Here is a 12,994-nt window from a genome sequence, read left to right on the forward strand (position 1 = left end):
GGAAGCGAGGAGCTATTACACGCTACCTCAAAAAAGCAGAGTGCTCCAATTAACCCTGGATAACAGCTTCGGCTGTGAGTTTCTTCTTCGTCTGTACTCCAAATGTGTCAGCCTGCGCGATTTCACTCCTACTTATGATATCATACCTTCCAGTACCAAGCTTGTTTTTGCAACGGGTTATTCATAACGCTGGGTTAAAGCACGCCTACACTACATTGATGATTGTAGTATGCCTGTTATCGATTGGCCATCAAGCGAATGGGCAAGCTACGGCTCCTTGTTCAAGGAATTTTCTGGAAACGTTTGATAATCCTGTTTGCTCGCCCCCAACGCAAGCGTGTCACTCATTATCTCCTTATCAGACGGGAAATACCTATTGGCTGTGGGACCCGCAACTATCGAGCTATGGGCATTATGTAGTAGCTCCCCGGGAGCCAGGTACTACTACTGGCGGGGATAGTGATAATGAGCTATGGATGCGCCTGCGCAATGTTTATTGCCCGCTTCCTGACGATGGGGTGCAGGGCAATGCTCCAGATACAGACTATGTATTGTGGGAAAAAACCTTACAGGTACCGGCAGGATATGGTGGCAACTTTGGATTCTTCACTACCAGCCGTGGAGGAGCTTGGCATGAAATGAGAGTCGATGCGCTTGCTGCCAATGGCAGTGTGCTGCAGAGTTGGACAGTAGGTTCAAGTCCTGCCAACTTTACCATTCCTGCTACTATGTTAATGGGAACAAATGGCTCTTCCCTGCGGCTCCGGATAGTCTATACCACTTTGGGAGGCTGCTGTTCTATTGACAAGTGTTCCGACACGTTCGGGACTGTAAGCTTAGATGACATCTACTTCAATAGTGATGCCCCGGATTTTGTAGAGACTTTTGATGCCCCCTTTGTTGATTGCGTAACGTCTGCACCGAATGCCACTTGCCATAGTCAATATAGCTGTGAGAATCCTCAGAATTTCTTTTGGAATCCTGCCTTCTCCGGGCCAGGGCAGTATGTTGTAGCATCTTCTGTCCCGAACCAAACCACGCAAAGTGGGTCAGGCAATCGTCTATGGGTCTGGCTGCCTAAAATCTATTGTGCGGCACGTGGCAGTGATGGTAGTATTGAGGTCAGCAGTCCAGACCAGCCCTATGTTATCTGGGGCAAAACATTGGAGGTTCCTCCCGGGTTTGGTGGGCGTTTCAGCGCAAAAACGTGGCGAAACGCGGCCAGTGCCAGCCTCACAGGGTTTACGGTACAAGTATTAGGCGCGGACGATCAGCCTATCTGGTCCGCACCTTCCGGTGGCACTAACGGGTATGCCACGATTCCAGCTAGTGTGGTGTCTCCAGGCTCTACGGCAGCGACGGTTCCACTGCGGCTACGGTTAATCTATACGGCTGATTATAGCTGCTGTAACCGACCTGGTCATGCTTCCTGTAGTGGGCAAGAGGCGGGGGTAATAGGTGTTGACGATATCGCCTTTACGAGCGACGCAGCAATTTATAGCCTGCCCAACCCCAACGTTCCACAAGGCACTGTATGTCTGTCGGGCCAGCAGGCCAACCTGATTGTTACCAATGCTGCTTCTGGTGTTGTTTATAACTGGTATAAGACCAACAACCCGTCAGATCCTATTCTGCATACTGGGACCAATTACCATCCTACGGTAACAGCCAATGACACGTACTATGTACAGGCAATATCCAGTGGTCGGCTGGGTTGCCCATCGGATCGGGTTCCGGTAATGGTCAGCATTCAAAGCGTGATTGGCAGCGCTCCAACCGCGGCCAATCCAGATATCTGCTCTGGGGAATCCACCATACTGCAGGTCAATCAGGTTGCGGGATTTACCTATGCTTGGTTCGATACCAATGGCAACCCGTTGAGTCCAACAGGAGCGACCTACAACACCGGCATCCTGACCAGTACCACCGACTACTATGTCGAGGCATACCCGACAGCCTCGCCCGGGTGCCGCTCGCCGCGTCAGAAGGTGACGGTTACTGTGTATGGTAGCGGCTCTACGCTCAGCGTAGCCGCGGAAAGCGGCATGGCCCCCTTCCTGAAAAACTACCAGATAAAGTTTGAGGCGGCGGCCGGCTACGTTTCCTACGATTGGAACTGGGGAGACGGCAGCCCTGCACAAACAACTACCGGCAATTCAGCCACCCACACCTTCAAAGCCGGCAGAGCCACGCCGTATACCGTGCAGGTAACGATTCATGGCATCTTTGGCGCTACCAATAGGCCCTGCTCCAAGGTTGTTGCCCTGAGTGTGGAAGTTCAGGATTTCCTTTGCGAAACGGTCGTCGCCCCCGGTGGAACGTTTCAGCGTAATAACCGCTCCGGCTCCATTGATTACGTGTACACTGATTCAGAGTGCATCCCTGATAACTCCCTGGAATGCCTGGGCCTCACGATTCCCACTATCAGCCGAGTTGTATCGGCCACGGCCACGGCATTTGCCGATACGCTGGTGCGGGCCGATGCCACCTATGCCGGAGAGCTGACCGGCAACCCGTTCCTGGACGGGGAATATCAGCTGCAGCCCTATGCCAGCTACAGCTACCGCTCACCGGCAGCCCCAAACTATAACAATGAGCCAAACTTTGCAGCGGGCACCTTCTCTATGCTGCCCTTTAACTGGCAGAGCAGTGCCCGGGCCCGGCCGCGCGTCTGGCTGCCGGCATCCATCGCCGAGCAGGTAGCTCCTAACGGTGAAGTGCTACAGGAGCGTGACCCGTTAGGAGTGCCCAGTACGGCCAAGTTTGGCTACGGGCTGGCCACGCCGTGGGTATCGTCTACTAATCCTGACGCACATTCGATTGCAACCGGCTCGACCCATGCGCTGCCTTATCTGCAGGCACAGAATGCGGAAACCGGTAGCGTGCTTTTTGAAAGCTTCGAGAGCCTGTATGGAACAGGAGCCACCCTGTATGGGGAAGACCACCTGTTGCTGCGCGCTACTGAAGTGAGTTCCGAAACAGCGCAGCGGCATACGGGCAGTAGATCGGCGAAGCTGCTGAAACAGGGCAGCGCGGGCTGGCAGCTTTCGCTGAAAGCCATTCCGCTGACCAACCGGCTCCGCCAAAGCGGCCTGCTGGTCAAGGTATGGATCAAAACGCAGGCCCTGACCCTTACCAGCCCGCAGGTGGTGTTGGCAAATAGCCTAACGGAAAGCCAGTCCCGCGCGACAGCCCCGTTGCGGGAATTAGTCCGCACCGGCGAATGGGTACTCTACGAGGCCCGGATTCCGGCTGCTTCACTCAATACGCTGGTGCTGGGTGAAAACGAAATGTTAGTACCACGCTTGTTGCTGACCGGCACGGAGGGTAACGGCGCCGCGCTGTGGGTAGACGACGTGCGGGTGCAACCTATGGATGCGCAGATGACAGCCTACGTCTATGAGCCCAACACGTTTCGGCTCCTGGCCAGCTTCGATGACCAGCATTTTGCCCTCCTCTATCAATATAACCCCGAAGGTAAGCTGATCCGCAAGCAGGTAGAAACTGAGCGCGGGGTCAAGACGGTACAGGAAACGCACTACCATACGCCTTATCAGCCTTAATTCTCACTACGAGTCACCCTGTCGTTGCTCTTTTTTCGCCTTATGGCTATACCTCTATCTGCGCTCTGGAGTGCCGGTTGCCTCTGGGCAGCTACCCTGTCGCTGCCTCTTGCTTCTTTCCCAACTGCCCCGATCCCGACAGCCGACGCCTGCAAGCAGGAGTTGATGAATGCTTATGCTCACCTGCAAACTGGGCAGCAAACGGTGAATGGCAAAGCGTTTTATGTACACTTCCTGAGCCAGACCGCTTATCGAATTCCCGGCCAAGATGGCGAGCGTCAGTCCAGTGTTGATGCCCAGCTCTATACCAGCGGTAATCAAGTCTACTTTCACACGCCGGAGGTAACGATGTGGCAGGATGGTCAATTCGTAGTTTCGGTGATTCAGCGCCAGCACACCGTGTTTATCACACGGGTGCTGGCCGGAAAAAAAGGGCCTGATCCGGGGCAGTTCACCGTCTTTCGCGATTCGCTGATCCGTCAGAGCCAAGTGGCGTTCTGTCGCACGGAGCAAGTGCAAAACACCACCCAGCAACACCTGCAGTTGGTGCTTCCCCTAGCAGGCGGAAACCGGTCGTCCAATCAAAAGCTGGAGTTCTGGCTTCGGGAGCACCGGGTCCAGAAAATGGTAATCAACTACGGGCCCGGTATGCCTTTGTCCCGCCTCACCCTGTCCTTTCTCAAGCAGCAATGGGTGGATAAGCCCGAAAAGCTAACGGCCGATGCCCGGGCGCAGATTTTGGACAAGACCGGGCATCTACGCCCGGCTTACCAAGGCTACCGGCTTGTGGATCAGACGAGTGTTACTCAAACGAGAAAGTAAGAATCTACAGCAGTTCATGTCGAATACTATGCGAGTGCTTAATGGGATGCGTATGCCGGTACTAAAACAGCTGTTCCGCTGCCTGGGACTGGTTCTGGGGGCAGGAATACTGGGCCACGGCACCGTGCTGGCCCAGGCGACGGCCCCAGTGATTATCACCCGTAACCAACCGGGGACGCCCTATACAGACATTACAGTAAAAGCCGGCGCTAATGCGTGTGCTTCCCTGCTCAAAGCGCCCATCCACGTCCGATTAGATAATGGGGTGGATCATAGCTCGGGGAAAGTCGCATTTGAAACCCACCTGGAGATAACACTGAACCTGAGTACAACCAACGGCTCGGTTGCGCCAACCACGCTGGTGCGTACTCTGTCCATCGGGCAGGCCCAGCCAGAAGCAGTAGCTATTGTGGATTTACCGGCTGCCTTTGTAGCGGCAACGGGCAATATCCACATTCAGGTTTCGATCAATACTCCCCTCATTATTGGCACTGACCCCGGTAGCCAGCGCATTGTAGTAAGCTGTGAACCTGTCTATAACATAAGCTTTGCCGATGGCCAGGCAGCCCCGATATCGCTCACTGCTTATACACCTCCTACCGCGGGCACCGTGGCTTTCGAGCATGAGTTGCACTGGATTCCGACCTGTGCGCTGGTCCAGAATTATCAGCTGCAGATTCTACACCGCCCTGTTTCTACGGATCCCAGTCCTACTGCAACCTATAAGCCGACTGCTATACCTTCTCCCTCGGACTGGGAACAGAATGGGTTGCTCATCGAAACAGGTAGTGCTACTGCTGCTTACAAGCTGACGCTGGCAGAAGGTGAAGGGACCTACCACTGGCGGGTACGCGCCCTAGGCAACCAGCCCAACGGCGTGGCCAATCCGGCCAACTGGGGACAGTGGAGTTCCAGCTCCTTTTTCTCTGTTGAGGCCCCCAATAAAGATCTAAACTGGATTTACAGCCGCACCTTTACTGAGGGCGGACGAGTCGCCGAGAAGCTCACGTTTGCCAACGGCCTGCAGCAGGTCCATCAGGTACAGACCCGGCTGGCCAGCCCCAACCAGGCTAGCACGGCGCTGGGCCAGCAGCTTATCGCCACCCAGATTTTACAGGACTACTCGGGCCGTGATGCGCTGACCAGCCTGCCTTTCCCGGTCACGAATGCGACAACCGGGGCCGTCGTGGGTGTGCTGGGGTATCAGCCCAAGCTGCTCTCCCAGGGCACACAAGCGTACGGACCAGAACACTTCGACTGGAATATTCCACTGTCCAGCACGACCAATCCCGTTCGGGAACCCTGGGCTGCTACGGAGCTGGGCACGGCCAATGGCTACTACAGCAGCCAGCCCATTGCCAACAACGACCGGGTACCGGATGCGGAAGGCTACCCCTTTACGCGCACCCTGTTTTCGAATGATGGGACCAACCGCGTCCGTGAGCAGGGTGGGGTGGGCGCGGCCCTGCGCCTGAAGCAGCCGACGAGCACGGCGGCCCCGCGTACGGTGCGCACTGCCTACGCCAGCGTGACTCCCTACGAGCTGTTGCGCTTATTTGGCCGGGAGTCCCCCGAAGTAGAAGGAACCTACAAAATCATCACGACGGACCCGAACAATACCTCAACCATTACCTACCAGACCAAGGAAGGGCAGACCATCGCCACCGCCCTTTCCAAATCGGGAGGCAATGACACGACAGCCGCCTTGCTGCGCGCCTTGCCGTCGGCGGCTACGGCGGGCTTTGACGTCAAGGATTTTATTACGGGCCGGGATGCGGTTATCGGCAAAACGCTTACCCTGACGCAGCCAACCACTGTGGAACTCAACTACAGCATCACCCCTGCTATGCTGCAGGATGCCTGTGTAGAGTACTGCTCGACCTGCGACTATGAGGTGCGCATTCGCGTTTTCGAACTCGACTCGCTGGCAATTCCACAGGAGTTCGTACATCTGGTTGTCGCTTCCGACCAATGCGGGAGCGAGACCAGGTTCCTGGAAAACAAGCATAATTTACCATTAGAGGCCGGCACCTATCGCATTGAGCGTGAGATAAGACCTTTTACCAGTGCTACCGCCGACGATAATAACAGTGGTATCGGGGGAGGCGAAATTGGTGAATATTTGGATAACGTAAACGGATTTCCTCCCCGCACCTTATCGAGCCATCTGAACCGGATTCGTACCCTGATAACTTCAGCCACCCTGGGGGAACCTTGGACGAAGATCAACCAATTCCTGGATGCAGCCAATGTTCGGGGGCTGTACCGGTATCTGGCGGAACAGGGGTTTACGCTCGTAGAAGACGTAGAAGAGCCTTACTACGAAATACCCTTCTTGAACTCGAATGAGTGCATGCCTAGTGTGCGCATACCGTACCTGGTCAACTTCTGCAACAACGAATGTGATGTAACCACCTTCGACTTCGAAGCTGCACTGAGTGCCAAGGTGGCCGAGCTCAATGGCAAACATCCGGATGAGAGGCAATATGCAATTGGAGACCCGGAGCTTCTGCCAGGCTACAACGCAGGAGATTTCAATGCCATGCTCGTAAATATGAGCCAGGCCGGCTACAGCTGCCAAGACCTGCAGAAGTGTTTTCAAAGCCAGCTTAATAGCCTAGAAGTCAATCTGTATTTGACTACTGACGTTCCAACTGGATATAGCTTCAACCTGCTTGACAGCTACCTTCAATGCACGGGCGTAAAAATGTCGGTGCCCGTAGCCAAGCCGGCAACTATTGATCCCCAACAGGCTTTCCGGCAGTTTGCCTACGAAACGCGTACTACTACCTCCCAGTACGAGAAGGAGAGCCAGCTGCACCTGCGCTGCTTCCAGGCTCTCTACCAAACCAACCATCCGGGCATCAGTGGCTTCAATGTCAGCCTGCAGACTGTGCTGAGCGTCTTCTCGACGTATCCTGAAAAGGAGCGTAACAAGGTATACGACTGTATTAAGAACACGGCGGTGGTTGATACGCCGCCCGCCAGTGCGTCCTGCACCGTGGCTGCCGAGCAGCGCGATGAGATGGTCCGCTCGTGCAGCACTATCTGCGAAGACCGCCGGGGCGAGTTTCTGACGGCTATTGTGAATCGGTTGCACTTGCAGGGTATCTACGTGCAGGGCGACGAGTTTGAGGGGCAGATCATCGCCGGCTTTTACACGCTGACAAACACTGTTTTGTCCCCGGAGCAGAAGCGGGAGCAGGTGCAACAGTGCGAACTGGACATGCTGGTTCAGGAAATGGTTGATGAGTGCCAGCATGGTTGCCAGCTAACCCTGGTTCCGGATCAGGACAACTCCTATTGCTCAGTTGGCACCCTGGCCGAGCATGACGCCATGAAGAAATCCATGCTTCATGGGTTTCGATTAGCCGTGGTGGATACCAACCGGGACCCGGATGTCTGTGAAACCGGCCTACGCCGGCTAACCAAGAGGGAAGAACCAATTAAGCCCTCGCTTACTATTGGAGCGAAGACGGTCGTGCAATATCTGGGCGCTTTAGCCCGGGGAGTAAACAAAGCTGTACTGCTACCTAACCATCCAATTGGTTGCCCTAACCCTGGTGGCATTGGCGAAACCAGTACGAATGTTTTTTCTTACGTCGGTCCCTTAAGCGCTGCCCATCTGACGCGCAACTCATCTACCTGCGCTGATGAGTCAGGATTGACTTCTATTGCCTTAATTGATGACCGGACATTCCAAATATATGGCAATGGCTATAAAGAGCACCATCGAAAATTCTTTCGGCAGGACTTCGACTATGCGCTTGTTTGGGACAAGTATGGCCGTTTTTGCAACAGTTTGGGCGTCCGCCCAGTTGATCTCCCGCTATCTGTAGCACCACCATGCATCCAGCCGGTTGATCTGGATGTTGATGATAACTATCATTTCGACATGCGCTTTGTTCAGGTTGTGAACGGGCAGGCAACCAATACGGCAATTGAAAAGTCGACCATTGTCGATATATCAGCGCCATTCCTGGCTGACCAGGCGCTGTTATCCCCCATAACATCTGACGAGAGCTACAGCAGCGAGCATGTTCGCGTCCGGCTTCTGGTGCACGATACGCGTACGAACACCAATTCTTGGATAATTGCCGAAATCCAGTCCGATGTTTACAAAGGTAGCAGTGAGCCAACTGAAACATACCCCGCCAAGCGCTTCCTGCAGTGGAAGACACTAGTGCCTGAATGCGAGAACAAGCGTTTTCAGCTTTGTTTTGAGTGGAATCCCGAACTGGACTCGGTAGAGCTGCCTATCGACAGCACCCGGGTATTTGACAACACGACGAACTGCAACAAAGTAGCCGCGGCCCGCATCCGGACCGCTTTTTATGAGCAGCTCAATACCTGGGGAGAAAATCAGCTCACGGCCTTCAGCCAGCAGTACGCGGACCAGTGTGTCGCTATGAACGGCCTGAGTGAGTCCTTCTTCTTGAGCTATCCGCTGGGCTACCACCACTTCACGCTCTATTACTACGACCGGGGCGGTAACCTGATCAAAACGGTGCCACCGGCGGGTGTCCAACCTTTATCAGAAGGTACGATGACGAGCCTGCTAACTAACCTGGAAAATGGAGGGTACTCCTGGCTGCGCAACAACGGGCCAGCTCCGGCGCACACGCTGCGCACTACCTACTTCTACAATAGCCTTCACCAGCTCACTTCCCAGGCCTCTCCCGACGGGGGCACTACTGAGTTTCACTACAACCAGAAAGGCCAGCTGCGTTTTTCCCAGAACGCGGTACAACGCTCCATCGGCACGTATTCCTACACGCGCTACGATGCGCTCGGACGCGTAGTGGAGGTAGGCGAAAGCTCGGAAGGCGTTACAAGCTTTATCGGCGAGGCCCGCACCTACTATGAGCGGGCTACCAACAAAGGGCCGGTGGAAACCGCGCGGAGTTCGAAGTCGGGTAGAACTAAAGATGTGAACCGACCGCGCGAACCCACCGGGGGCGAGATATTCGTTCTGCATGATGCCCTGGCCAAAATCGATATGCTCGACTTTCCGCTGGACGACTGCAAGCAGATCACCCGCACGGTTTACAGCGTGCCGGCACCCGTGAACTACCTCAACCACACCAGCCCCGCCGAGCCCCAGCGCTACCTCACCAACCGCGTGAGCTATTCTTACCTCGATGTAGACGGCGACCCCAGCACCCGCACCGACAACAGCTACACCTACTACAGCTACGACCCGCACGGCAACGTGGAGTGGCTGGCCCAGGAGCAGACGGGCCTGCCCATCAAGTTCGTGCGCTACGAGTACGACCTGATCAGCAACAAGGTGCTACGGGTGAAATACCAGGAAGGCCAGAAAGACCAGTTCCACCACCGCTACAGCTACGATGCCGATAACCGCCTGACGGAAGTATACACCTCCACCGACGGCGTGCTCTGGGACCAGGATGCCCGCTACTCCTACTATGCGCACGGCCCGCTCAAACGCCTGGAGCTGGGTGAAGACCATGTGCAGGGCATCGACTACACCTACACGCTACAGGGCTGGCTCAAAGGTGTGAACCATCCTACCGTAGACCCCGGCCAGGACGGCACGCAAACGAGCATGACGGCCTCGGCCGCCGATGGCTTCGGCATGACGCTGGGCTATTTCCCCAACGACTTCAAGTCCAACAGCGCGCTGTGGAACGCCAATACCTCGGCCCTGCTGGAGCCTACGCAGGGCTTGTTTAACGGCAACATCTCGACCTGGACCAGCCACAACCGTACCGACGTGGAAGGCTCGGTCGTTGTCAATAACCCGGACCAGCCGGCTACTTCTGGCGAAGCACCCGTAGCCGAAAAATACCGCTATGACGAGCTGAACCGGATTATGAACAGCCGCTTCCTGCGCCTGACTCCATCGGGCTATGCCGCAACGGCCGACTACGGCACCAACTACGCCTACGACCCCAACGGCAACCTGCAGGGCCTCTCCCGTAGCGGGCGCGCCAGCCAGAGCCTTGCTCTCGATCAGCTGGCCTATCGCTACAAGGTTGGTACCAACCAGCTGCAGCGGGTAGAGGACGGAGTGGCCGCCGCTAATGGCTACGACGAGGACTTCAAACCTGATGGATTGAGCAGTACTCAACCGGCCCAGTACACCTATGACGCAATCGGCAATCTGACCAAAGATGCCACCTCCCAGGTCACAAAAATTGCCTGGACGATTTACGGCAAGATCGACTACGTGGAGCGCAACGGCGGCTTGCCGAATGGCGGCAGCAAGGTGAGCTACCGCTATGATGCCACGGGCAACCGCATTGCCAAGGTGTTACAGGCTACGGCTACGGCCAGCACGACGACCTATTATACGCGCGACGCACAGGGTAACGTCTTGGCCGTGTATGAGCAAGCCGCTAACAACGGCACACCGGGGGCGCTAGCCCTACGCGAGCAAAGCATCTACGGCAGCAGCCGCCTGGGCCAGTACACGCCCGACGCGGCGCGGGTTGCCCTCAGTGATGGAATCTATACGCGCACGGTCGGTCAGAAGAAGTATGAACTCACCGACCACTTGGGCAACGTACGGGCCGTGGTCAGCGACATCAAGCTGCCCCTGCGCAATCCCGAAGGAATACTACTCGGCTTCCAGCCCGATCTGAGGGGCTACTACAACTATTACCCCTTTGGTATGATGCAACCGGGCCGCAATGCGCCGGGCAATGCAACACTCAGTGGTGGTTATCGTTATGGGTATAATGGACAAGAGAAGTCAGACGAAATATCATCAGGTAATTATACTGCTGAATACTGGGAGTTTGACAGCAAAATAGCTCGCAGATGGAATTTAGACCCTATCAGCAAACCTTGGCATAGTAACTATTCTGTAATGAGTGGTAGTCCAATTTGGAAAATTGATCCTGATGGAGCAGATGACATATTCACTTCATCAGGAAAATTCAGAAAACATGTCGACAATGGGACAAATTATATAATGATCGAACAGAGGGGTAATAAGTTAGCAAGAATTGATAAATTCGACGGAAGCAGTAAATGGTTCAGTTCAGTGGATGATTACAATAGAGCTATGCTTAGTAAAGTAGTAGGATATTATTATAACAAAGTAGGAGGGCAAGGAAAACACGGAGTAGATTATAGCGACAGAATACCCGAGGCTATGGCGGCGTATGACCCTAAAGACAATGGCATTTGGATAATGCTCAGAAATGGCTATATTAGTTCCAGTCTAGTAAATAGCTATGATTTACAAAGTGCACTGGAGCATGAAATCTTCCATAAATATGATGCTGAATGTGCCAAGCAAGACGGAGTAGATTTTATTCCAAGTTTCTCATCTCATGCTAATGTATATAGCAAAATGATGGCAACCAACACTTTTACTAAAACATCTGACAATTATAAAGTGGGCATTGCCAGTCTCTTTGCAGGTTTCGTCCAAGAGGCTAAAGACCAGAAAGAAGATGGTTGGCAAAATTTGGTGACTCAATTTAATTCTACAAACTCAATGGGGTATTCCATGAAGATCCAAGATTCTGGAGGATTAGAAATCTACAAAAAAGATGGCAAACAAATGACTCTCAGTTTACAGGATAAAAAGTACGACCCTAACTAATCATGAAGAAATTATTGATGTTTTTCACTGTGATATCGTCATGTCAACGGGAGCCAGATGCATTTGAAATCAACTTAGTAGGCGATGATAAATGCTGGTTGTATAACAGTAGTATTGATAAGTCCAAATATGACAATATCAATCCATCAGGCATTTGCACAAGATTTTCCAGGAATGGAAATTTTACTGAGTTTACTGTTAGTAATTCAACTATAGAAGAAGCATTTGCGATAGATGAAAAATTAACGATTGAAAATTCATGGCATTTCATCCCTAAAGACAGCCTATTAGTGGTTGGCAATACAAAATTCAAAATAATATCATTCTCTAGGGACACAATAAAATTAAGAAACAGTAAAAATATTCCACAAATGCTAATAAGGTATAATACCCAAAGGCAGTGATGTCATAAATTGTTGAAACCAATTAATTAGCTATTACCCAAAGACACCGCGCTGAAATACCTTTACTCATTAATAGCCTTAATAACCTCATCCGTAATGTCCATTCCCTCCTTACCATACACCACCGTACCAGCCTCAGTCGCCGCAAATACAATATCATACCCGTGCTCTTTGCCGTAGCGGCGCATGAAAGCATCCGCTTTCTGGATAACCTCGCCAGTAAGGCGGGCTTCTTCGGTAGTGGCTTTTTCGCCTAGGGCCTTCTTGTAATCAAAGTACTGTTGCTGGCGCTTTGCCAAGCTGGCTTCCCGCACCGCGCGTTCCGCAAGGGGCAGGCTGGTCCGTACGCGGTTGTAGCCGTCCAGCTCCTGCTGCACTGTTTGCTTGAGCGTATCCAGGTTGGCCTGCCAGCCGGCTGCCTCCTGCTGGTAGGTAGCCTGAGCGACCTGCATCGCCTTATATCCTTCCAGCACCCGCGCCGATTCCACGTAGGCTATGCGGGAACGCTGCGAGAAATGCAGAAAGAACAAGGCCGCCACGGCCGCAATGAGCACTAGGTTGAGCAGGAGTTGAGAAGAGGAGCGCATACGTAAAAACAGGTAGAGAAAAGCAGATAAACGAAGCGG

The 12,994-nt window shown here is 53.6% G+C and carries 5 protein-coding genes; 4 read left to right on the forward strand and 1 reads right to left on the reverse strand.

Annotated features, from left to right (window positions below; translation table 11 throughout):
- The first annotated feature begins 476 nt into the window (after positions 1 to 476).
- From LGH74_RS24355 to LGH74_RS24370, 4 genes are read left to right on the forward strand one after another with little or no spacing between them, the layout of a single operon-like run.
- Positions 477 to 3,563: an immunoglobulin domain-containing protein gene (locus LGH74_RS24355; RefSeq protein WP_226180722.1), complete on the forward strand. Its 3,087-nt coding sequence runs from the start codon at positions 477 to 479 to the stop codon at positions 3,561 to 3,563.
- A gap of 42 nt (positions 3,564 to 3,605) precedes the next feature.
- Positions 3,606 to 4,385 (forward strand): hypothetical protein, encoded by a 780-nt coding sequence (locus tag LGH74_RS24360; RefSeq protein ID WP_226180724.1) that lies wholly within the window; start codon positions 3,606 to 3,608, stop codon positions 4,383 to 4,385.
- 52 nt (positions 4,386 to 4,437) lie between these two features.
- Positions 4,438 to 11,964 carry a hypothetical protein gene (locus LGH74_RS24365; RefSeq protein WP_226180726.1) on the forward strand — a complete coding sequence of 2,509 codons (7,527 nt, stop codon included), beginning with the start codon at positions 4,438 to 4,440 and terminating at the stop codon, positions 11,962 to 11,964.
- A gap of 2 nt (positions 11,965 to 11,966) precedes the next feature.
- Entirely contained in the window at positions 11,967 to 12,368 is a 402-nt protein-coding gene (locus LGH74_RS24370) for a hypothetical protein (protein ID WP_226180727.1), read from the forward strand.
- A gap of 62 nt (positions 12,369 to 12,430) precedes the next feature.
- On the opposite strand, the gene LGH74_RS24375 is transcribed toward LGH74_RS24370, so the two are convergent.
- A complete protein-coding gene (locus tag LGH74_RS24375) occupies positions 12,431 to 12,955 on the reverse strand; it encodes an OmpH/Skp family outer membrane protein (RefSeq protein WP_226180729.1) in 525 nt (174 codons plus the stop codon).
- Positions 12,956 to 12,994: the final 39 nt, after the last annotated feature.

Origin of the sequence: Hymenobacter lucidus (assembly GCF_020447265.1) — a bacterium.
GTDB classification, from domain to species: domain Bacteria; phylum Bacteroidota; class Bacteroidia; order Cytophagales; family Hymenobacteraceae; genus Hymenobacter; species Hymenobacter lucidus.